Here is a 20,755-nt window from a genome sequence, read left to right on the forward strand (position 1 = left end):
GCGATGAAGAAGACTCCACGCCTCCTGCTGGTCGTGGCTGGGCTGTGTGCCACGTGCGCGGCAGCGGCGGCGCAGGCAGGCGCCCTAGCGGTCACAGACGCATTGCAGCGCCCGGCGGTGATGGCCCGTCAGCCAGAGCGCGCTGTCACGCTCTCCGCGGCTCGCGCTGGCAAGCGCCTGGTGGCGGTGGGTGAACGCGGGCTGATCCTGCTGTCGGACGACCAGGGCGTGCAGTGGCGTCAAAGCCCTTGCCCCGTGAGTGTGACCCTGACCACGGTGCGTTTCTCGGATGCCCAGCATGGCGTGGCCGTGGGCCATGGCGGTGTGGTGCTGACGACGGCCGATGCCGGCCAAACCTGGAGCTTGCGATTGGACGGCCAGCGGCTTGCGCAATTGGTCTTGGCCGCTGCCAAAACTTCTGGCGACGCCGCCCACATTCGGGACGCCGAAAGACTGGTAGCCGACGGCCCTGATAAACCCCTGCTCGACATCCTGGCCTGGGATGCACAGAACCTTTTGGCCATTGGCGCCTATGGTCTGGCGCTGCATTCCTCCGATGGCGGCAAGAGCTGGACGTCATGGATGGAGCGCCTGCCAAATCCCCGCGCCCTGCATCTGTACAGCATCCGTCGCGCCGGAAACACGCTTTTGATCGCAGGCGAACAGGGACTGGTCATGCGCTCGGATGACGCCGGTGCCAGTTTTCGCGTGTTGAACACGCCATACAAGGGCAGCTGGTTCACGGCCGAGCTGCTTTCAGACCAGCAGCTGGTGCTGGCCGGACTGCGTGGCAATGCCTGGCGCAGCGAGGACGGGGGCACGACGTGGGTGCCGTTGGCGAGTCCGATGCCCGCTTCCATCACGGCGTCTGCACAAGGCCCGAATGGCGAGCTGTGGATGACCAACCAGGCCGGCTACGTGATGCGCCTGCAAGGCAACACCCTGGTGCCGGTGCATCGCCAGGCTCTCGCGCCTTTGACGGGGCTCGTGGGGCCTGAGCGCAATCCCGCAGGGGCTGAGGCTTTGGTCTTGGCAATCACCGGCCCGCAGCGGATCTCTTTGAATCCAGGTCAAGAGGCCAGCAAATGATCCAACCCACTTCCACGGCCTCCATGTCCGAATCTCACACGGCTTTTGATCCACAGTCGGGCTCTCCGTTGGAGCGTGCGCTGTTCAACCATCGGCGGCTGGTGCTGATGCTGTGTTTGCTCGTCACGGTGTTGCTGGGCTGGCAGGCCACGCGTCTTCAGCTCAATGCCAGCTTTGAAAAAACGATACCGGCCCAGCACCCCTACATCCAGACCTTCTTGCAGTACCAGAACGAGCTGAGTGGTCTGGGCAACGCGGTGCGTATCGCGGTCGCTCGGCCTGAAGGCGCTGGCGACATCTTTGACGCCAAGTACCTCGACACCCTGCGTCGTTTGAGCGACGAGGTGTTCCTGGTGCCTGGCGTTGATCGCGGGCGCATGAAATCGCTGTGGACGCCCAGCACGCGCTGGGTCGGCGTCACGGAGGAGGGGTTGGAGGGTGGTCCCGTCATTCCAGATGGATATGACGGTTCAGCCAAAAGTCTCCAGCAACTCGGCACCAACATCGCCCGCTCAGGAGAAGTGGGGCAACTGGTGGCGTACGACAACCGCTCCACGGTGATCTACGTACCCTTGCTCGCAGCGGATGCGCAAGGACATGCGCTGGATTACGCCGTGCTCTCGCAGCAACTGGAAGCGCTGCGAGACAAGTACCAAGCCGAAGGTGTGACGCTGCACATCACCGGGTTTGCCAAGATCGTGGGGGATTTGATCGACGGCGTGCGCGGGGTGCTGCTGTTCTTTGCGTTGGCCGTTCTCATCGCCACGGCCATGGTGGGCTGGTACACCCGCTGCGCCCGCTCCACCGCCCTGGTGGTGTTGGCTTCGCTGACGGCCGTGGTGTGGCAACTGGGCTTGCTGCCCATGCTGGGCATGGCCCTGGACCCGTATTCGATCCTGGTGCCATTTCTGGTGTTTGCCATTGGCATGAGCCATGGCGCACAAAAGATGAACGGCATCATGCAAGACATCGGACGCGGCTTGCCCAAGCTGATGGCCGCGCGGTTCACGTTTCGCCGATTGTTCTTGGCAGGGCTGACCGCCTTGCTGGCCGATGCTGTCGGCTTCGCCGTGCTGCTGGTGATCGACATTGGGGTGATCCGCGAGTTGGCGATTGCCGCCTCCATCGGGGTGGGGGTGTTGATCTTCACCAACCTGATCCTGCTGCCCATTCTGTTGAGCTACACCGGTGTCAGCCACCGTGCGGCGCAACGCAGTCTGCGCGCGGAACTGGCAGATCAGAGCCAAGCCCAGGGACACGTTCTGTGGCGCTTCCTCGACCGCTTCACCCATCGCCGTTGGGCCACTTGGACGGTGGTCGCGTGTGCCGTCTTGGGTGTGGCTGGTTTTGCCGTCAGCACACGGCTCTCCATTGGTGACCTCGACCCCGGTGCGCCCGAGCTGCGCGCCGACAGCCGCTACAACCGCGACGTGGCCTATGTGAACCAGGCCTACGGCGCCTCGAGCGACGTTCTTGCGGTGCTGGTGGAGACACCTGCAGGCCAATGCTCCAACTACGAAGCCTTGAACAAAGTCGACGCGTTGGAGTGGCAGCTACGGCAGCTTGACGGTGTCGAAAGCACCAACACCTTGTCGCTGCTGAACCGGCGTGTGCTGGCCGGCCTGAACGAAGGCAATCCCAAGTGGTACGAGTTCTTGCCCAACCAGGACATGCTCAACACGGTGACTGCCGGCGCGCCGCGCGGCTTGTACAACGACAGCTGCAGTCTGCTCACGGTCTATGTTTACCTGCGTGACCACAAGGCCCAGACCCTGCAGCGCGTGGTGGCGTACGTCGAAGACTTCGCGCGGTCAAACAACAGTGACAACGCACGCTTCCGTTTGGCGGCAGGGACCGCCGGGATTGAGGCCGCCACCAACATCGTGGTGAAGGAAGCCTGGCCACGGATGTTGTTGCTGGTCTACAGCGCGGTCGTGTTGTTGTGCTTCATCACCTACCGCTCCTGGCGCGCGGTGGTGGTTGCGGTGCTGCCGCTGGTGTTGACCTCGGTCTTGGCGGAGGCGTTGATGGTGGTCTTGGGCATGGGCGTCAAGGTCGCCACCTTGCCCGTGATCGCCTTGGGCGTTGGCATCGGGGTGGACTACGCCTTGTACATCTTGTCCGTGACCTTGGCGTCGCTGCGGGCGGGCAACAGCCTCTCGGTGTCCTACCACCGCGCGCTGCTCTTCACGGGCAAGGTGGTGATGCTCACAGGGATCACCCTGGCCGTTGGCGTCATCACCTGGACAGCAAGCCCCATCAAGTTTCAAGCCGATATGGGGTTGCTGCTGGCGTTCATGTTCCTTTGGAACATGTTGGGTGCCTTGATGCTGCTCCCTGCGCTTGCCCATTTCCTCCTCAAACCAACGCTTTCGGCCATTCCCGCTGCAGCGGCAGCACCAGCCTCCGCAACACGAAGGGTCGCGACCTCTAACACCCACGAGTCTCTTGCATGAAACGATCCATATTTTTTCCTCTTTGCGTGGCACTGGCGATCTTTGGCGCCCACAGTGCAAACGCACAACTTCATACCCCCTCGACGCAAACAGCCGATGCGGGCACGCGTGTGATCACCCTTGGCACGCAGGGGGGGCCACTGCCAGCCGGGTCTCGTTCCCAGCCAGCCAACGCCGTCGTGGTTCAGGGGCGGGTGTATCTGGTCGACGCCGGCAACGGAGTCGTGGGTCAGTTGCGCCGTGCCGGCCTGGATTACCGCCGCGTCGACCAGATCTTCATCACACACAACCACGACGACCACAACGCCGATTGGGGAACGCTGATGGGTTTGCAGTGGAGCACGGGAAGACGCGGGCCCGTGCACGTCTACGGCCCTGAAGGCACTGAGTCGATGCTGCAGGGCTATCTGCAGTACTTCGCTCCGAATGCGCGCATCCGCAGTGCCGACGCGCAGATGCCACAAACACCGGCGGAGCAATTTCGTGCCCATGACATTCGAGAGGGAGGAGTGGTCTACCGCGACGACTTGGTCGAGGTGACCGCCGCCGAGAACTGTCACTTTCACTTTGATGCCAAGACGCCCGCGGGTATGGCGCGAGACAAATCCTATGCCTATCGATTCAAGACACCAGACAAGGTCATTGTCTTCAGTGGCGACACCGGTAACTGCGCCAACATGCTGGCCTTCGCGCGAGATGCAGACGTGTTGGTCCATGAAGTGATCAGCCTCCCCCTGATCGCCGACAGCTTGCGTCGTTTTATGGCCTCGCAACCGGGTGCTGTGCCACCCGGTCTTTTCGAGGGGCTGATGCGACACATGGCCGAGGACCACACCGTACCCGAAGACATTGGTCGCCTGGCCACCGCTGCAAATGTAAAAAAATTGGTGCTCACGCACTTTGCCCCGGGGCGAGACACCGATCCCGATAGTGCCTACGTGGATGGCGTTAAACAGCACTACAGCGGACCGGTGATCGCAGCCAAAGACTTGATGGAGTTTTAAGAATGACTTCTTTTTCTTCCATGAACTCTTTCTCTGCGACAACGCCTCGACGCCGTGTCGCAGTGATCGGTGCTGGCCCAGGTGGTTTGTCGGCCGCATTGGCGTTTCATCGTGCTGGCCACGAGGTACGGTTATATGAACGACAGAGTGCCGTCCGGCCATTGGGCGGCGCCGTTTTGCTGTCGCTTCCCGTGTTGTCGGTACTGCGCGACATGGGTGTCAACATCGACAAGCTCGGTGCTTACGGCGTGACGGAGTTTCGTAATCACCGTGGGCACTTGCGGACACGCCTGCCTTTCAATGCGCGCGCAGAAGCCCGCGCCGGAATACCCGGCTGGCACTATGGGATGCTGCGGTCCGCGGCCGTGGAACGCATGCTTGAGGTCATTCCTCAAGATCTTTTTCACACCCGGAAAACCTTCAAGGGCTACACAGAGACCGCGTCCTCTGTCACGGCTCATTTCGACGATGGCTCGCAGTGGGAAGCCGATCTCCTGATCGGTGCAGACGGCATTCGCTCGGCGGTCGCACAACAGACCTTTGGCGATCTAGGCCTGTTCCATTGCGGTATCCAGGTTTGGTTGGCTTGGTGCCACTGCGACAGCGTGCCACGTGACGTGGGATGGATCTCGCACTCCCGCAATGTGCAAGCGAGCTTCTTTCCCATTCTGCATAACGGACAGCCGGCCCACGAGTGGTGGGTGGTCGAACCCTGGAGTGAAGGACAAAGCTTCACCGGGAGCACCAAGACCCACGTGATGAACCTGCTCAAAGGGTGGGCAGATCCATTTCCGCAACTGGCGGCCGCCACGGATTTTGAGAAGAACTTCTTTCGCTGGGAGGTCTACAACCGACCCGCCTTGCAAAGCTGGTCGAAAGGGCGAGTCTCCTTCGTAGGCGACGCGGTCCACCCTGTGTCGCCCTACGCCGCCTACGGCATGGGCATGGCCATCGAGGATGGGTGGTGGTTGGCGAAATCCCTTGAAGGTCTGGATCTCGCGCGTGGAGAGGACTTGCGCCAAGGCTTGAGTCGTTATGACCAGCAACGCGTCGCCTACACCAACAAGAACGCCAAGGTCGCCCGCTACATGGGCTACCTGTTTCATCGCACGCCGTGGCCTTTGTCTGCCGTACGAGATGCGGTCTTCGACCACACCGGCTTCCTCGAGAAGGCGGTGGTGCAGAACTACCTCAAGGATGCTGAACAGCAAATGGAAACGCTGCCCATCGGCGCTCACTAACTCAACCCATGGACTAATACATGTTTAAGTACTTTCCCACCAACTACGTCTGGAATCTCTCGGTCAACCTCGCCATTGAAATGGGCGCGCGCATGGGCGAAATCGAAGAGATGTGTGCCCCGCTGGCGGAAGCCGCCAAAGCCCCCGATGCTGCGGGCACGAAGGCCTTCCGCGAAACCTGGGTGAAGATGGCCGACAAGCTCTGCTCCTTGGCGCAGGACGATGAAACGCGCGGGCGCATGCTCTCAGCCGGCGAGAAATACCGCCGTGCGGCGGCGTACCTCATCACGGCCGAGCGTTTGCAGGCCCATGATGCGCCGGGTCGCCTGGAACTCTACAAGCGCGAGTTGGCCCTCTTTCAAAAGGGTTCCCGCCTGATGGGCGAGTCGATCCAGCGGGTTGAAATCCCTTACGAGGGGCGACATTTATCCGCGTTGTATGTACCTGCCCAGGGGCTCAAGGTCGGAGAGCGTGCGCCCGTCTTGGTGCAGCTCAATGGGTTGGACTCCACCAAGGAAATGAAGGCCTTGGTGGGCCTGTGCACCTGGCTGGCCAAACGTGGCGTGGCGTCCCTGATGGTCGACCAGCCAGGTACCGGTGAGGCGCTGCGTTTGCAGCAGTTGACGGCGCGTTACGACGCAGAACACTGGGCCAGCCGCGTGGTGGATTGGCTGGAAGCGCGCAACGATATCGATCCCAAGCGCATTGGCTGCGAAGGCGTTTCGCTCGGCGGCTACTACTGCCCGCGCGTGGTGGCCATGGAGCCGCGCTTCGCTTGCGGCGTGGCCTGGGGCGCCAACCACGACTGGCGCGACGTGCAAAAGCGCCGCCTGGAGAAAGAAGGCGATTTCCCGGTGCCGCACTACTGGGCCCATGTGTGCTGGGTCTGGGGTGCCAAAGACATCGACGACTTCATGCGGATCGCTGAAGACGTGCATCTGGACGGCGTGGTGGAAAAAATCCGTGTGCCCTTCCTGGTCACGCACGGCGAGCGCGATTCGCAGATCCCGCTGAAGTGGGCGCACCGTACCTACGAGCAGCTCGTGAACAGCCCCAAGCGCGAGTTGAAGATCTTCACGGACCGCGAAGGCGGGGTGCAACACGCCAGCTTCGACAACAGCATCAACGCGGGCCACTACATCGCCGACTGGGTGGCCGAAACGCTGGGCAGCCGCACGGCCGCCATCTGAGCCCATCACCACTAGACAGAGGAAACTATGAACATCACCGGACTCGAAGCGCTGGTCTTCGGGGTGGACGACATCGCGGCGTGCACCCAATATTTGAGCGACTACGGCTTGACGCCGATCAACGTTGGCCCCGACGGCGGTCGATTTGAGGCCTTGGACGGCACGGCCATCCTCTTGGCGCGCCACGACGATCCCGCGCTGCCGGCCGGCACCGGGACGGCCAGCATGCTGCGCAAGACCATTCATGCGGTGGCAGACACCGCCACGCTGGAAGCCATTGCGGCGAACTTGAGGACCGATCGGGAGGTCCGCCGCTTGCCCGATGGCTCCATCGAATCGGTGGACGACATGGGCTTTGCGATCGGCTTTCAGGTATCTCAGCGCAAGCCTCTGGCTTTGCCGGCCGAGGCGATCAACGCACCCGACGCGACGGGTCGCCCGGCCAATGTGCCCGCAGTCGATGAGCAAGCCCCGGCCAAACCGCGTGCACTCTCACACGTGGTGTATTTCGTGCCGGACGCAGCCAAGGCCGAAGCGTTTTATGTGCAGCGCCTGGGCTTTACTTGCACCGACCGCTTCATCGGTGTGGGCCCCTTCTTGCGGCCGGCCGGGACCCAGGATCACCACACCTTGTTCTTCATCCAGACGCCGCCGCACATGAAGGGCTGCGAGCATTTCACCTTTCACATGGGCGGTCCCACCGAGCTGATGCAGGCGGGCTCGCGTTTTGTGGCCAAGGGGTATCAAAGTTTCTGGGGGCCTGGTCGTCACCGTTTCGGCTCGAACTGGTTTTGGTACTTCAACAGCCCCTTGGGTTGCCACGTGGAGTATGACGCCGACATGGACCGCCACGATGACGCCTGGGTCGCCCGTGAAGCCCCCATGGGGGCCGACGCTTCGCAGCTCTTCCTGTTTCAGCACCGTGAGAAATGGGCTCCCGGCGGCCCACCGCCCAAGGCCGTTGCCGCATGAACGACCTCACTGCCGAGGGCCGCTGGCTTTGCCAACTGGCGTCTCTGCCAGACGGTGGCGCCAAAGGCTTCGACCCGGACGGCACAGGCAGCGACACGCTGTTTCTGGTCAGGCAAGGGCAAGAGGTCCACGCCTGGCTGGACGCCTGTCCGCACATGGAGGGCGCCGCCATGGCCTGGCGCAAGGATGCCTATCTCAGCGGCGATGGCCGCCACATCGTGTGCCATGCACATGGGGCGCGCTTCGATATCCGAACCGGCCAATGCCTGCTGGGCCCGTGCGAAGGCGATGCCCTGACCTCCGTGCCGCTGCACATTGACGCGTCCGGAGGCATTCGCCTCGCGGTGGACGCGCTTTAAACCATTTCAGAACAAACGGGAGACAACCCCATGACATCCACTCAACGCATCCTCATCATCGGAGGCGGCTTTTCGGGCATGGCCGCCGCCATCGAACTACGCAAGGCCGGCCATGCCGTCGACCTGGTGGAAATCGACGCCGGCTGGCGCTCCTATGGCGCCGGCATCAGCCTGGGCGGTGCGACGCTGCGCGCGTTTCGCCAGTTAGGCGTGCTGGATGCCTTTTTGGCACAAGGTGCTGCGTCCGACGGTGTGCAGCTGTTCCTGCCCGATGGTGCGCCGCTGGGCACCTTGCCCACACCGCGGCTCGCCGGGCCAGACGTGCCAGGCAACGGTGGCATTCTGCGCCCCGTCCTGGCGCGGATCCTGGCCGACGCAACGCGCGCATCGGGCACCAACGTACGCCTTGGCTGCACGTTCAGCGCCATGCGCCAGGAAGGGGAGACGGTGGAGGTGGACTTCACGGATGGTCAGCGCCAGCGTTACGACCTCGTCATCGGTGCCGATGGGCTGTACTCGAAGGTGCGGGAGACGCTGTTCCCCCAGGCGCCCAAGCCCCGTTACAGCGGCCAAGCAGTTTGGCGCGCGGTGTTGCCGCGCCCACCGGAAGTCACTACCACGATGATGTGGATGGGGCGCGTGAAGCCGGGGTTGAACCCGATCTCAGCATCTCAGATGTACCTCTTCTTGACGGAAAACCGTCCGGACAATCAGCACGTTGCGCCCGAGACCTTTGTTCCCCAACTGCGCGCGCTGCTGGAGGGTTTTAGCGCGCCGCTGCTGCGAGACGTGCGCGAGCACATCAACGACCAAGCGTCGATTGTTTTCCGTCCCTTGGAGGGCTTGCTGCTGCCGCGTCCCTGGCACCAAGGCCGCGTGGTGCTGATTGGCGACACCGTGCATGCGACCACACCGCATCTGGCCTCTGGGGCCTGCATCGGCATCGAAGATGCGCTGGTGCTGGCGGATGAACTGCAGCGCGCGCCCAGCGTGGGCGCCGCCCTGGATGCCTTCGAAGCACGGCGTTGGGACCGCTGCCGCATGGTGGTGGAAAACTCCTTCCGCCTGGGCCAGATCGAGATCGAAGGCGGCAGCAAGGACGAGCATGGGCAGATCATGCGCGACTCCTTGATGGCCTTGGCCCAGCCCATCTAAAGGATTCACCATGATTCGCACGGAGAGCCGTAGAGGGCGTTTCGCCCTGATGGTGGCGCATTGCGCCGGCATGGTCGATCTGGTGGCCCTGCCGGTCTGGGTGGGCACCCTGATATCCAAGTATGGGTTGGATCCACAGCAGGCTGGTCTCTTGGCTACCTTGTTTCTGGTCGGCGCCGTGTTGGCCAGCTTAGCCCTGGCGCCGCAGTTTCAGCATTTGTCGGGCGGTGTGGTGGCGAGCGCCGGCTTCGGCTTGGCCGCTGCGGCGTTTGCTGGCCTGTCGCAGGTCACCGATTTCGGCACGATGGCCGCGCTGCATGCCCTGGCGGGTTTGGCCGCCGGTGCCGGATTGAGCGTGACCCACGGCACCATCGCGTGCAGCACCCATCCGCACCGGCTGTTCGCGGTGGTGGGGATCGCATTGGGCTTTTTCGGCATTGCCTTCATGGGCGCCACACCGCCGTTGATCGCCGCCCATGGCGGGCCGCTGATGTTTCAGGTGTTCGGCGCGTTGATGGGCTTTGCGGCGATCGTGGCCATCATTGCCTTTCCAGCTGCAGACGCCGTTCAAGATCCGCCGGCCAGTCTCTCGCACAGCGTGTCGCAGATGCCGCGATCGGTGTGGTTCGGCATTGTGGGCATCAGTGGCATGGCCTTGGTGCAGGCCATGACCTTCAGCTTTCTTGAGCGTGTGGGAACGGATCGCGGCTTCAGTGTTCAAGCCATCACCATGGTGCTGGTGGCGCTGGGCGTGGTCAATCTGTTCCCGGCAGCCCTGGCCGCCCTGCTGGAGAAACGCTGGCCGGCCCATGCGGTGTTGCGTGCGGGGCCGATGGTGCAGGCATTGTTGGTCTTGGTGATCGTCAATGTGCAGGACTTCGCGCCCTACGCCGCGGCGGCGTCGGTGTTTGCTGCGGTGATGATCTTCACCCACACGTTTGCCTTTGGCTTGATCGCCCAATTGGATCCCAGCGGGCGCGCCTTGGCGGCCACGCCCGCGATGTTGATGGTCGGCGCCGCGATCGGTCCGATCTTGGGCGGCACCTTGATCAAGCATTTGGGCTACGGCAGCCTCAGCGTGGCGGCGGTCGTTGTCGCCGTGGTCGCTGTCGTGAGTTTCGCTCGCTTGCCGCGCGCGGGCGCATCAAAGATGTCCACAACCCCCACGCACAAGGCGGTGTCCTCATGAGTTTGCCCCCGATTCACCGAGTGGTCACGGGCCACGCCGAAGACGGGCGCGCCATCGTCACCAGCAACGCGCCGCTTCCCACCGTAGTGCAGATCGAAGCCATCCCTGGCACCGTGTTCCATGAAGTCTGGAGCACGACGCAGAGCCCCGCGCACGTGGACAACGGCGCAGACCCGACGCTGAGCCCCTTGAAGCTGCCTCCTCCGCCGTGTGGCACACGTGTGCGTTTCGTCGACATTCCGCCGGACACGCCAGAACTCCTAGCCCACGGCGCCACACGCATGAAAGCCGCGTTCTCGCAGATTGGCGATGAGCAGGCCAGCACGGTGCAGGCGAATTCACCGCATCCGCTGATGCACCGAACCGAGTCGGTGGACTACGGCGTGGTGATCTCCGGCGAGTTGACCCTGGTCTTGGACGACTCGGAAGTGCAGCTGAAGCCTGGCAGTGTGGTTGTGCAGCGCGGCACCAACCACGCCTGGGCGAACCGTTCGAACCAGCCCTGCCGCATGTTGTTTGTGCTGATTGACGGGGCTTTTGCGCCCGCGCTGGGTCAGCCAAACAACCCCCAAAACACATAGAAATAGAAGGAATCGTGCGATGAAACTCGCCACCTTGAAGAATGGCCAACCTGACGGACGTCTGGTGATCGTCTCTCGGGATCTGCAGCACGCCGTGCAAGCGCCCGTGCCAACCCTGCAGGCGGCCATGGAAACCTGGGACAGCGTACTGCCCGAACTCCAATCTTGGTATGAGAACCTGAACGCCGGGCGGCTGAATGGGGCGTTTGCATTTGATGCGAAAACCGCTGCAGCCCCGCTGCCGCGCGCTTACCAGTGGTGCGACGGATCGGCATTTCTGAACCATGGTCATTTGATGGAGCGTGCGTTCAATACCGAGCCCATCCCCGACTTTGAAACCATCCCGGTGATGTATCAGGGCAGCAGCGACGACTTCCTGGGGCCGCATGAAGCGGTGCCATTGCCCAGCGTCAGTCACGGCATCGACTTTGAAGGCGAGTTCGGTGTGATCACCGGCCCTGTTCCTCTGGGGACTCCACCGGAGCAAGCCGCTCGGCACGTGCGCCTGCTGGTGCAACTCAACGATTGGAGCTTGCGTAGTTTTGGCCCACGGGAAATGAAAACCGGCTTCGGCTTCCTCCACGCAAAACCCTCGACGGCTTTTGCGCCTGTGGCGGTGACGCCTGATGAGTTGGGCAATGCCTGGCGTGAAGGACGTGTCGAACTCGACCTGCACATCCATTGGAACGACCAGTGGTTTGGTTATCCCAATGGCCGCGAGATGAATTTCGATTTCCACCAACTCATCGCCCATGCGGCGGCCACCCGGCGTTTGGGCGCCGGCACGGTGATCGGCTCGGGCACGGTGTCCAACAAGAGTCGCGAGGTGGGTTCTGCCTGCATCTCCGAGCGGCGTGTGATCGAGATGATCGATCAGGGCCAAGCCCGCACGGCCTATATGCAGTTTGGCGATCGCGTGCGCATGGAGGCGCGTGATGCTGCTGGGCGTGCGCCGTTTGGTGCCATCGACCAGGAAGTGGTCCAGTCGCCCATGCCTTGAGTTACCCGCGCCCGTCTTTCGCCCCACACCATTCAAAGGAATCCGTATGTCTCGCCGATTTGTTGATCTCTCCATCTTTCTGGAAAACGATGTTCTGTCCGATCCGCCGCCTCTGGCGCCGAAGATCACCTACCAAACCCACAAGGAAACCTTGCCCGAGTTCATGCACCTTTTGCCGGGCACCCAAGCCGAGGACTACCCGGACGGCGAGGCAGCGGCGGCAGAGTGGGTCACGCTGACGACCCACAGCGGCACCCATCTGGACGCGCCGTATCACTTCCATTCGACGATGGACGCCAAGAGCGGGGAGCCGCGGCCCTCCATCACCATCGACCAAGTACCCCTGGAATGGTGCTTTCAGCCAGGGGTGAAGTTGGACTTTCGCCATTTGCCCGATGGTCATGTGGTGAGTGCCGCCGAAGTCGAAGCCGAGTTGGATCGGATCGGCGTTGAGCTGCAACCTCTGAACATCGTGGTGGTCAATACACGGGCGGGCTCGCGCTACGGCCACAACGATTACATCCATGCCGGCTGCGGCATGGGATACGAGGCCACCATGTACCTGCTGGAGCGCGGCGTGCGTCTCACGGGGACCGATGCTTGGAGCTGGGACGCACCCTTCAGCTACACCGCGAAAAAAATTGCGGCCACAGGAGACAAGAGCTTGATTTGGGAGGGGCACAAAGCCGGACGGGATATCGGCTACTCGCATCTCGAGAAGCTGCATAACCTGGAGTCGCTACCCTCGCACGGTTTCTACATCTCTTGCTTTCCGCACAAGGTCCGCGCGGCTTCCGCAGGCTGGACACGTGCCGTGGCCATCTTTGACGAGGGCTTGTTTGGCAAGACGCCCTGAGAAGTGCGAGGTCTGAGGTTCGAAGCACGCACACGGTCATCGCCCTCAACTGCAAATGGCGCGGAGAAGTAAAGCGGATGCGCTGCTCACGCGGCAGCTCATTTTGGAGGCCGCCGAGAGGGTGTTCTTAGTCAACACCGTCTCGGGCAGTTCGCTGGACATGATCGCTAAGGAGGCAGGCCTGACGCGCGGCGCGATTTACTGGCACTTCCGGGATAAAGCGAATTTACTCGTCGCAGTCACCGAGTCCGCTATCGCCTCGTGGCAGACCAGCCTTCGCCATTTACTGACAAGTCATTCCGAAGATCCAGAGGCCAACTTGGCCAGGTTGGCTTTGCATCCGTTGGAGATGCTGCAAAGTTCGGCCGGGGAACGTTTGCGATTTCGGATCTCGATCGACCTGATTGAAAGCCGTAACGCGCCCTTGCCGCTGATCGAGCAACATACCCAGTGCATTCAAAGCTATCTTCAGGGCATCACGGTCGAATTTGAGAGAGGGCGGAACATGGGCATGTGGCCGCAGAGTTTTCCGGCTCGCATGGCCGCATTTGGGCTGTTTTCCATGGTGGATGGCCTGATGCGCAAGGGGACGGAGCCCAACGCCGAAATCAACCTTGTCGATGTGGGACGGTTGGCCATCCCCGCATTTCTTCGGGGACTATGAGGCCGCCAGCGTGAGAGTGTTGATTAGTGAGTGACCAAGTCCTTATTCAGCGTTGCCGAGAGCACGCTCCACCAGGGCCGCAATGGTTCCATCACTCTTCAACCCTAATCGCTCAGCTTTTGGCGTCAACAAGGGTGGTGCACTGGCAAACAACCGCTCTACGGCCGCGTCGGGCGCATACTGCACCAGCGCTTCGGCCGAGCGTCCGAAGCGCTGAGCAACTGCCTCAACGACCTGCTGGATAGAGAGGTGAAGAACGGGCATCTGGTACTGGCGCGTCGTCGACCATGGGGCACTGGCCACGGTGGCGAGATGCAACAGGTTCTCGACGCAGGTCACAACCGAGATCCACCAACAAGTGCCCTCGGGCGAAACCGGCAGCGTGATGGCTTCTCCCTTCGAGATCGACCAGAACAATTGACTCATGAACGCAGAGATCAGCCCCTTGTTTTCGTCGGGCCTTGCGACAACACCGGGTAGGCGCAGTGAACAGCCCTGCACCCAGCCACGTCGGCTGGCGTCGGCCACGGCAATTTCACACATGAGTTTGTGCGCCCCGTAACTCATGGCTGGGGCCGGTGGTGCGTCTTCGTGCAAGACGTCGCCGAGTTGTTCTCCATAGACCGCGACCGAGCTGGCATAGATGAAGCGAGGCGGGCGCTGCAAGAAACGGCAACTCTCCAGCAGGCTCAGCGTGGCATCCAGGTTGACGCTTCGTCCTAATTCAGGATCTCGCTCGGCTGCACCACCGGGCACGCTGGCCAGATGAAAGATGACATCGGGTGCGGTGTGGATGGCGGCCTTCCGCACCTCTGCATCGGCCAGGCTGCCGCGTATCACCTGCACGCGGTCATCACCGCTCGTGTGGTGGGCCTCAAGATCGACTTGCGTGAGTTTGAGCACCGGCTGACCGCCGAGGCCTTCGCGCAAAAGCTTCTGTACCAGGGCTTGCCCAATGAAGCCCTGCGAGCCTGTGACCAAGACGTGGGTCATGCGCGGTGCTCCACCACACGTTGGTCGATGACGCCAAATGGACCAGCGGCCCCATATTCAAACCGGGCTTCCATGCGTACACGATCTCCAAAGCGCATGAAGCTGGTGCGTGCTTCACCTTGCTCAATCATTTCAATCACGCGCCGCTCGGCGATGCAGGCGGAGCCAGCGCTGCGCCCCACGTTCGAGACCGTGCCGGAGCCGATGATGGTGCCAGCACTCAGGCGCCGCGTTCTGGCCGCATGGGCGATCAGTTGCCCAAAGCTGAAATTCATCTCCCGGCCATGCGGGTGGCCAAACGCTTTGCCGTTCCACTCCACGTTCAAGCGCATGTGCACACGGCCGTCGCGCCAGGCGTTGCCGAGTTCGTCGGGCGTGACGGCGACCGGTGCGAAGCTGGTGGACGGCTTGGCTTGCAAAAAGCCAAATCCGGTACGCATCTCACGCGGGCCGAGGGCGCGAAGGCTCCAGTCGTTGATCTGCACCAGCAGGCGTACCGCCTGTTCAGCCTGGTCCGGTGGGGCCTGCTGGGGAACAGGCCCGACCACGACGCCAAACTCGCCCTCGAAGTCGATCCCATCGGCTTCGCTGGGTAACGGTACGTCGGCGTGCGGGCCTAGGAAGTCATCGCTTGCACCTTGGTACATCAAAGGTACGGTTTCAATGTCCGGTATGGGCGGCGTGTTGAAAGCGCGCTCCATGAGGCGTCCGTGGTTCAGAAATGCAGATGCGTCGCACCATTGCGGCGACCGTGGCAGAGGCGCTAGGCACTGCTGAGGGTCGAAGGCTTGCGCATTGGCGCACAAGCCGTTGTTCAGCCGGTCGTAGAGCTGCTGCAAAGCAGGAGCCACCGTTGTCCACTGCTGTACTGCGGACAGCAGGTTGGCTGAGATGGCGGAGGCGTCGACGGCCAATCGCAAGTCGCGGGACACCACGACGAGCTGGCCATCGGCCTGCTCAGATGAGAGGGTTGCAAATTTCATGGGGAATTGCGAGAACGGGTTGAGACGCTAGTTGCCGTCGCTGATGGTGGTGCCGCCGTCCACGACCAAGTTATGGCCTGTGATGAAGCCGCCAGCCGCGCTGGCAAGCATCGCGGCGATACCGGCAATCTCGTGGGGTTCACCCACTCTGCGCATTGGCGTCAAGGCAAGACGACGCTGCATGAATTCGGCATTGGCCAACAGCCCCTCGGCTAAGGGGGTTCGGATCAGGCCGGGAGAGATGGCGTTGACACGGATGCCGTGTGGTCCCCATTCCACGGCCAGGTTGCGCGCGAGTTGGGCCAAGGCCGCTTTCGACAGGCCATACAAGCCAATCGCCTTGTTGCCCCGTAGCCCAGCAATGCTGGACATCAAGATCACACTTCCCCCACCGCTGACCGTCATGCCGGGCAACAAAGCGTTGGTCAAGGCGACGGCAGACCAAAGGTTGAGGTCCATCACCTGCTGCCAGTCCGCGTCGGTGGTTTCCGCCATGGGCCCTGCAGGCCCTTGGATGCCTGCATTGCAGACGAGGGTGTCTACCCGTCCGTGCGCAGCCAAGGCTTCCCGCGCGAGAGTCTTGACGGCATCGAGTGATGAAAGGTCTGCGGGCAGGGCGTGCGCCGTCTGCCCTTGGGTTCGAAGCGCTTGAGTCAAGACCTTGCAAGCTTCTGCGTCTCGATCGGACACCAGCACCGTGGCCCCCTGGGCCGCCATGGTGTGAGCAATACTGGCGCCCAGTCCGCCTGTGGCACCGGTGACCAAGACCACCTTGCCGGTTAAATCGAACAAACCCGAATGCACGGGATTTACTCCAGCACTACGTTGGCCGCGCGAATCACGCTGCCCCATCGATCCGTTTCAGTTTGGATGTAGCGGGCAAAGTCGGCCTCACTCTGCGGGGCCGGTGTCACGCCCAAATCACCAAAGCGGCGTTTGATTTCGTCCGACTGGACGGCTTGCACCACCAGCGTATGGAGTTGTTTGACGATGTCGTCGGGCGTGCCGGCACGCACCACCACACCGGTCCAGCCCGGTGCGTTCAGGCTGGGGTCGCCGAGTTCGGTCAGCGTTGGCACTTGCGGCAGACGTTCCAGGCGTTTTTCTGAACCCACCACGGCCAGGGCGCGCAGTTTGCCTTCTTGCACGTAGGGCAGGCTGTTGGCGGCAACGTCGAGCATGACGCTGATGTGGCCCCCCATCAAGTCCTGAACGGCAGGTGCGGCGCCCTTGTAGGCCACGTGGGTGAAATGGCCCTTGGTCTCTCGTTTGAACATTTCCATCCAGATGTGCGGTTGGCTGCCGATGCCGAATGACCCGTAGGTGACGCCTTGATCCTCCTTGGCGGATTTGCCTGTCTTGATCAGATCGTCGAGCGTCTTGATAGGGCTGTTGGCCGGCACCACCAACAGCAAGCTGGAGGTCAATAAGCGCGTCACTGGCGCGAAGTCTTTGAGCGTGTTGTAGTTCAGCTTGGGGTACAGGGCTGCGTTCATGGCGAAGGGGCCGATGTCGCCGTAGAACAGGGTGTGGCCGTCGGCCGGCTGCTGCTTCACATAGATGGCTGCAATTTGCCCGCCCGCACCGGGCTTGTTTTCCACGATGACGGGTTGCTTCAGTGCGGTGGAGATGTGTTGCGTGAGCACGCGTGAAACCGCATCGCCAAAGCCGCCTGCAGGGTACGGCACGACCCAGGTGATGGGGCGGCGAGGAAAGGAAGATTGTGCAAAGGCGGCCGGGGCCAAGCCCAGTGCGGCGGAAGATAGGACGAGGGAACGCCTAGAAATCATGACTGTCTCCATGTTGTGAACGCGGTGCCGTGAAGGCCCCACGGCTGCCAGGTGCCGATGCGTCGTCGGCCATGGTGCGCAGTATGGAGAGCCGGTTTTTCGATAATGTTGATTTCTTGCGTTTTTGTAGAAATCGTGCGGCCAGGGTCAGAAGTTCTGACGCATCTTGAGCGGCGTAACCCCCCAGTGTTTTGCAAACGCCTGGGAAAAGTAAGAGACCGATGAAAACCCCAGCCTGCGGGCGATTTCACTCACCGGTTGCCTGGTTTCTGAAAGCAATGAACGCGCACGTTCCATACGAATGCGCAACACAAACTGGTGCGGGGTGAGGCCGCTTGACACCTTCAGGCAACGCGAAAAGTGAAACACACTGAGCCGCGCTTCCTGCGCTAATGCCGCCGCCGTGATGGGCTGGTCGATATTGTCCTTAATAAACTCTTCCACGTGGCGAAGTTGCCAGGCGGACAGCGGCGTTGATCTTTCAGAGCGGCTCTGCGGCGCGCGGTAGTGCTCCAACAGATGCACTGCCACACTGGTGGCCAGTCCCTCGGCAAAGGCGGCATGTAGCGCACTGTTGTCATGGAGTGCGAGCACGAGAACCTGAACAAGTTGCTGCAGTACCGGATCTTTGGTGCCAAAACAGCTGCGTAGGGCGAGGTGCGGCGCTTCGTCACCGTGCACACGCTGTAGCCACTGCGGGGACAAGTCGAGATGCAGGTTGTCTCGCTCCAGCTCGGTTCGCCAAAAACTGGGTGTGTGTGCGGGCAGGATCACAACCTCGCCAGGGGCCCACTGGCGCCACTGGCACTCGTTGCCGTGGCGCTGGAACAGCCCGGTGCTTTGGCCGTGCCGCACGATGATGCAGTGTTTGCCGGCTGCGGGGATGTACAAGTCCTCCGCATCCGCCCGTTGATGCCACAGCGACAAGCCATGCCATGGCAGTCCTTTACTGGAGCGCAGGATTTGTTCTGGCGGCACGGCATCCAGGGGCTCATCGACGTAGCCCTGTTCAGCTTGCCGCCAGCGTCGGGTGTCCACGTCAATAGATTCGGCAAGCATTGTCGGCGTTGAAAAATTCGTCTAGGTCTGTAGCGTATCTTAGACGGATCAACCGAAAGGCTTTCTAGAGCGCACACAGGTGAATCACTAAAGATCGAGCACCAAGATTTGGCTCTTGGCACGCGAGCAGCAGATCAGCATCTGATCGTTGGCGGCCTTCTCCTGGGCTGTCAAATATTCGTCTCGATGATCCGGCTCACCATCCAAAACCTGCGTGATGCAGGTGCCGCAAATGCCTTGCTCACAAGACGTCTCGACCTCGATCCCGGCCGCCAGCAACGACTCTGCAATGGAAACCCCGGCTTGAATGGGAATGACACGTCCACTGCGGCGAAGCTCGACACTAAAGGCGTCGCCCGTGTTCAAGGCCACGGTATCGGTAGACGCACCGAACAACTCAAAGTGCACGCGTTGTGCGTCCCACCCAGCCTGTTCGGCCGCCTGCCGTGTTGCGTCGATAAAACCCTTGGGGCCACACACATAGAGATGGGCGCCCGGGGGCTGTGCGGCCACGACCTGCGCCAGATCAACCCGTCCAGGGGCTTCGCCCTCGGCGTACAAACGGGTGTGTTGCGCGTAGCCAGACTCTTGTATGTGCTGTGCAAACGCCATGCGTTCGCGACTGCGCGCCGCATAGTGCAATTCAAAGGGCACACCACGTTGGTGAAGGGCGTCGGCCATGCACAGAATGGGCGTGATGCCGATGCCGGCGGCCAGCAGCAGAACCGGGGCCGTATTGGGCTCCAGTTCAAAATGGTTTTTGGGCGCACTGCACAACAGTGCGTCGCCGATCTGAATTTGCTCATGCATACCAGCAGAGCCACCGCGCGAATCGGGCGCTCGCAATACTCCAATGCGGTAGGTCTTGCCGTCAGGCTGCGCCCACAACGAATACTGTCGTTTGAGGCCTTCACGCACCTGCACCTCCAAATGCGCGCCGGGGGTGTAGTGGGGCAGTGCTTTGCCGTCCAGGGCTTCCAGCTCAAACCCGGCGATGTCCTGCGCCAGCGCGACTTTGCGCACTACACGCAGCATCAAGCCTTTCGTTTCAACCGCCATCGGTGCTGCACGATCCATAGTTTCCATCAAACACTCTCCGACATGGTTTGCGCCGAAGCTTGGCTCTTGAGGATGCCCGCAATCACACGGCGCGCACGATTGGGGCCGACGTCGACATGGATGTCGATCATGGGGCGCACACCAAACCGCAACTGGTTGCGGTACTGCGCTTCGATCACGGTCTTGTCTTCTTCGAACGTGGCCGCCGTCTGATCCACCACCAGTTGGGTGACGTCGGCGCGGTCGGGATGCGGGTTGGTGGCAATCGTCCAGAAGTAGTGGGCGGAGGTTTCGGTTTCGGGCGTCACGCCGTGGAAGCCACGCATGTGAAAGCCTTCGCGCTGAGGGTCGTTGAGGTCACCCGTCCCCTGGTCCATCGCGCCAGTCCAGACCTGGATGTGCGAGAGGTTGAACTCCACTTCCTGCCAACGGTCGATCTTGCCTTTGAACGGCCATGCCGCGCTATAGGTTGGCGGCGGATCGGACTCGGGCATCCAACGGATCACGCGTACCACCTCGTCTTCCTGCTCCACTTTCAGCTCGGCATTCATGTGAATCTTGGCATTGCCGCCGATGGTCTTCAGATGCACATAACCCAGGTGGCTCAAGTCGAGCAGGTTGTCGTGGATGAGTTGGTAGGGCGCATCGTAGTGGTAGACGTCGCCGCCGAACTTGTAGCGTGGGTCGGTATGCACCGGGTAGGCGGGAGGCTCCACACTGGGCTGTGAATCGGGCGTCGAGCCCACCCATACCCACAAGATCTGGTCGCGCTCGCGCAGCGGATAAGAGCGCACCTTGGCTTTGGCAGGAATGCGCTCCTGGCCCGGGATTTCGATGCAGCTGCCAGCGCTGTTGAAGAGGAGCCCGTGGTAGCCGCAGCGCAGGCCGTCCTTTTCCAGCGTGCCACACGACAGAGGGAGCTCACGGTGGCAGCAACGGTCTTCCAGCGCACCGACTTCGCCATCGGGTGTGCGAAACAGCACCATGGGCCGCGAGAGCAGGGTGCGTCCGACGGGTTTGTCTTTCAGTTCCCAGGAAAAGCCGGCGACATACCAGCGGTCGAGTGGGAAAGCACTGGCCGAAGCCAGCAGAGGCAGTTCTGATGGGGAGTTCAT

General features: G+C 61.8%; 20 protein-coding genes. 13 read left to right on the forward strand and 7 right to left on the reverse strand.

Features of this window, described 5'->3' with window-relative positions; genetic code table 11:
- Positions 1-3 precede the first annotated feature (3 nt).
- From ACPWMG_RS05030 to ACPWMG_RS05090, 13 genes are read left to right on the forward strand one after another with little or no spacing between them, the layout of a single operon-like run.
- Complete coding sequence (locus tag ACPWMG_RS05030) at positions 4-1,089, forward strand: WD40/YVTN/BNR-like repeat-containing protein (RefSeq protein WP_483303563.1); 1,086 nt, start codon at positions 4-6, stop codon at positions 1,087-1,089.
- Positions 1,090-1,112: 23 nt separating this feature from the next.
- Positions 1,113-3,545 carry an efflux RND transporter permease subunit gene (locus tag ACPWMG_RS05035; protein ID WP_483303564.1) on the forward strand — a complete coding sequence of 811 codons (2,433 nt, stop codon included), beginning with the start codon at positions 1,113-1,115 and terminating at the stop codon, positions 3,543-3,545.
- On the forward strand, positions 3,542-4,549 hold the full coding sequence (locus tag ACPWMG_RS05040) for an MBL fold metallo-hydrolase (RefSeq protein ID WP_483303565.1): 1,008 nt from the start codon (positions 3,542-3,544) through the stop codon (positions 4,547-4,549). Before ACPWMG_RS05035 ends, ACPWMG_RS05040 begins: the two co-directional genes overlap by 4 nt.
- 2 nt (positions 4,550-4,551) lie before the next feature.
- Entirely contained in the window at positions 4,552-5,790 is a 1,239-nt protein-coding gene (locus tag ACPWMG_RS05045) for an FAD-dependent oxidoreductase (RefSeq protein ID WP_483303566.1), read from the forward strand.
- A 20-nt stretch (positions 5,791-5,810) separates the two neighbouring features.
- Positions 5,811-6,980: an alpha/beta hydrolase family protein gene (locus ACPWMG_RS05050; protein WP_483303567.1), complete on the forward strand. Its 1,170-nt coding sequence runs from the start codon at positions 5,811-5,813 to the stop codon at positions 6,978-6,980.
- A 27-nt stretch (positions 6,981-7,007) separates the two neighbouring features.
- Positions 7,008-7,952 (forward strand): VOC family protein, encoded by a 945-nt coding sequence (locus tag ACPWMG_RS05055; protein ID WP_483303568.1) that lies wholly within the window; start codon positions 7,008-7,010, stop codon positions 7,950-7,952.
- Positions 7,949-8,311 (forward strand): Rieske (2Fe-2S) protein, encoded by a 363-nt coding sequence (locus ACPWMG_RS05060; protein ID WP_483303569.1) that lies wholly within the window; start codon positions 7,949-7,951, stop codon positions 8,309-8,311. The genes ACPWMG_RS05055 and ACPWMG_RS05060 overlap by 4 nt, the downstream gene beginning before the upstream one ends.
- Positions 8,312-8,341: 30 nt before the next feature.
- Positions 8,342-9,466, forward strand: coding sequence for an FAD-dependent oxidoreductase (locus tag ACPWMG_RS05065; protein ID WP_483303570.1), 1,125 nt, complete (start codon positions 8,342-8,344; stop codon positions 9,464-9,466).
- Positions 9,467-9,476: 10 nt separating this feature from the next.
- The gene (locus tag ACPWMG_RS05070) at positions 9,477-10,655 is read left to right on the forward strand and encodes an MFS transporter (protein WP_483303571.1); all 1,179 of its coding nucleotides are present in this window, start codon (positions 9,477-9,479) and stop codon (positions 10,653-10,655) included.
- The gene (locus ACPWMG_RS05075; RefSeq protein WP_483303572.1) at positions 10,652-11,236 is read left to right on the forward strand and encodes a cupin domain-containing protein; all 585 of its coding nucleotides are present in this window, start codon (positions 10,652-10,654) and stop codon (positions 11,234-11,236) included. The genes ACPWMG_RS05070 and ACPWMG_RS05075 overlap by 4 nt, the downstream gene beginning before the upstream one ends.
- Before the next feature lie 19 nt (positions 11,237-11,255).
- Positions 11,256-12,236 carry a fumarylacetoacetate hydrolase family protein gene (locus tag ACPWMG_RS05080; protein ID WP_483303573.1) on the forward strand — a complete coding sequence of 327 codons (981 nt, stop codon included), beginning with the start codon at positions 11,256-11,258 and terminating at the stop codon, positions 12,234-12,236.
- 40 nt (positions 12,237-12,276) lie between these two features.
- The gene (locus ACPWMG_RS05085; RefSeq protein ID WP_483305176.1) at positions 12,277-13,092 is read left to right on the forward strand and encodes a cyclase family protein; all 816 of its coding nucleotides are present in this window, start codon (positions 12,277-12,279) and stop codon (positions 13,090-13,092) included.
- 55 nt (positions 13,093-13,147) lie between these two features.
- A complete protein-coding gene (locus ACPWMG_RS05090) occupies positions 13,148-13,756 on the forward strand; it encodes a TetR family transcriptional regulator (RefSeq protein WP_483303574.1) in 609 nt (202 codons plus the stop codon).
- Positions 13,757-13,798: 42 nt separating this feature from the next.
- Here the strand turns inward: ACPWMG_RS05090 and ACPWMG_RS05095 are convergent, their stop codons facing one another.
- The 7 genes from ACPWMG_RS05095 to ACPWMG_RS05125 all read right to left on the reverse strand — a co-directional run bounded on the left by ACPWMG_RS05095 (position 13,799) and on the right by ACPWMG_RS05125 (position 20,755).
- Positions 13,799-14,749, reverse strand: coding sequence for an NAD-dependent epimerase/dehydratase family protein (locus ACPWMG_RS05095; protein ID WP_483303575.1), 951 nt, complete (start codon positions 14,747-14,749; stop codon positions 13,799-13,801).
- Entirely contained in the window at positions 14,746-15,732 is a 987-nt protein-coding gene (locus tag ACPWMG_RS05100) for a fumarylacetoacetate hydrolase family protein (protein ID WP_483303576.1), read from the reverse strand. The genes ACPWMG_RS05095 and ACPWMG_RS05100 overlap by 4 nt, the downstream gene beginning before the upstream one ends.
- A gap of 27 nt (positions 15,733-15,759) precedes the next feature.
- On the reverse strand, positions 15,760-16,536 hold the full coding sequence (locus ACPWMG_RS05105) for an SDR family NAD(P)-dependent oxidoreductase (protein ID WP_483303577.1): 777 nt from the start codon (positions 16,534-16,536) through the stop codon (positions 15,760-15,762).
- Between the two features lie 5 nt (positions 16,537-16,541).
- A complete protein-coding gene (locus tag ACPWMG_RS05110; RefSeq protein ID WP_483303578.1) occupies positions 16,542-17,522 on the reverse strand; it encodes a Bug family tripartite tricarboxylate transporter substrate binding protein in 981 nt (326 codons plus the stop codon).
- A 147-nt stretch (positions 17,523-17,669) separates the two neighbouring features.
- Complete coding sequence (locus tag ACPWMG_RS05115; protein ID WP_483303579.1) at positions 17,670-18,581, reverse strand: helix-turn-helix domain-containing protein; 912 nt, start codon at positions 18,579-18,581, stop codon at positions 17,670-17,672.
- A gap of 87 nt (positions 18,582-18,668) precedes the next feature.
- Entirely contained in the window at positions 18,669-19,667 is a 999-nt protein-coding gene (locus ACPWMG_RS05120; RefSeq protein WP_483303580.1) for a PDR/VanB family oxidoreductase, read from the reverse strand.
- A complete protein-coding gene (locus ACPWMG_RS05125; RefSeq protein ID WP_483303581.1) occupies positions 19,667-20,755 on the reverse strand; it encodes a Rieske 2Fe-2S domain-containing protein in 1,089 nt (362 codons plus the stop codon). Before ACPWMG_RS05125 ends, ACPWMG_RS05120 begins: the two co-directional genes overlap by 1 nt.

It is taken from the genome of Hydrophilobacter chitinilyticus (assembly GCF_049860745.1).
Lineage (GTDB): Bacteria > Pseudomonadota > Gammaproteobacteria > Burkholderiales > Burkholderiaceae_C > Rhodoferax_B.

What these genes read in the sequence shown, in the direction of transcription:
- ACPWMG_RS05110 (WP_483303578.1), bottom strand. Translation starts at nt 17,522, where the DNA reads ATGATTTCTAGGCGTTCCCTCGTCCTATCTTCCGCCGCACTGGGCTTG.
- ACPWMG_RS05120 (WP_483303580.1), bottom strand. Translation starts at nt 19,667, where the DNA reads ATGGAAACTATGGATCGTGCAGCACCGATGGCGGTTGAAACGAAAGGC.
- ACPWMG_RS05080 (WP_483303573.1), top strand. Translation starts at nt 11,256, where the DNA reads ATGAAACTCGCCACCTTGAAGAATGGCCAACCTGACGGACGTCTGGTG.
- ACPWMG_RS05090 (WP_483303574.1), top strand. Translation starts at nt 13,148, where the DNA reads ATGGCGCGGAGAAGTAAAGCGGATGCGCTGCTCACGCGGCAGCTCATT.
- ACPWMG_RS05115 (WP_483303579.1), bottom strand. Translation starts at nt 18,581, where the DNA reads ATGCTTGCCGAATCTATTGACGTGGACACCCGACGCTGGCGGCAAGCT.
- ACPWMG_RS05060 (WP_483303569.1), top strand. Translation starts at nt 7,949, where the DNA reads ATGAACGACCTCACTGCCGAGGGCCGCTGGCTTTGCCAACTGGCGTCT.
- ACPWMG_RS05070 (WP_483303571.1), top strand. Translation starts at nt 9,477, where the DNA reads ATGATTCGCACGGAGAGCCGTAGAGGGCGTTTCGCCCTGATGGTGGCG.
- ACPWMG_RS05125 (WP_483303581.1), bottom strand. Translation starts at nt 20,755, where the DNA reads ATGAACTCCCCATCAGAACTGCCTCTGCTGGCTTCGGCCAGTGCTTTC.
- ACPWMG_RS05055 (WP_483303568.1), top strand. Translation starts at nt 7,008, where the DNA reads ATGAACATCACCGGACTCGAAGCGCTGGTCTTCGGGGTGGACGACATC.
- ACPWMG_RS05050 (WP_483303567.1), top strand. Translation starts at nt 5,811, where the DNA reads ATGTTTAAGTACTTTCCCACCAACTACGTCTGGAATCTCTCGGTCAAC.
- ACPWMG_RS05030 (WP_483303563.1), top strand. Translation starts at nt 4, where the DNA reads ATGAAGAAGACTCCACGCCTCCTGCTGGTCGTGGCTGGGCTGTGTGCC.
- ACPWMG_RS05035 (WP_483303564.1), top strand. Translation starts at nt 1,113, where the DNA reads ATGTCCGAATCTCACACGGCTTTTGATCCACAGTCGGGCTCTCCGTTG.
- ACPWMG_RS05100 (WP_483303576.1), bottom strand. Translation starts at nt 15,732, where the DNA reads ATGAAATTTGCAACCCTCTCATCTGAGCAGGCCGATGGCCAGCTCGTC.
- ACPWMG_RS05065 (WP_483303570.1), top strand. Translation starts at nt 8,342, where the DNA reads ATGACATCCACTCAACGCATCCTCATCATCGGAGGCGGCTTTTCGGGC.
- ACPWMG_RS05095 (WP_483303575.1), bottom strand. Translation starts at nt 14,749, where the DNA reads ATGACCCACGTCTTGGTCACAGGCTCGCAGGGCTTCATTGGGCAAGCC.
- ACPWMG_RS05040 (WP_483303565.1), top strand. Translation starts at nt 3,542, where the DNA reads ATGAAACGATCCATATTTTTTCCTCTTTGCGTGGCACTGGCGATCTTT.
- ACPWMG_RS05045 (WP_483303566.1), top strand. Translation starts at nt 4,552, where the DNA reads ATGACTTCTTTTTCTTCCATGAACTCTTTCTCTGCGACAACGCCTCGA.
- ACPWMG_RS05075 (WP_483303572.1), top strand. Translation starts at nt 10,652, where the DNA reads ATGAGTTTGCCCCCGATTCACCGAGTGGTCACGGGCCACGCCGAAGAC.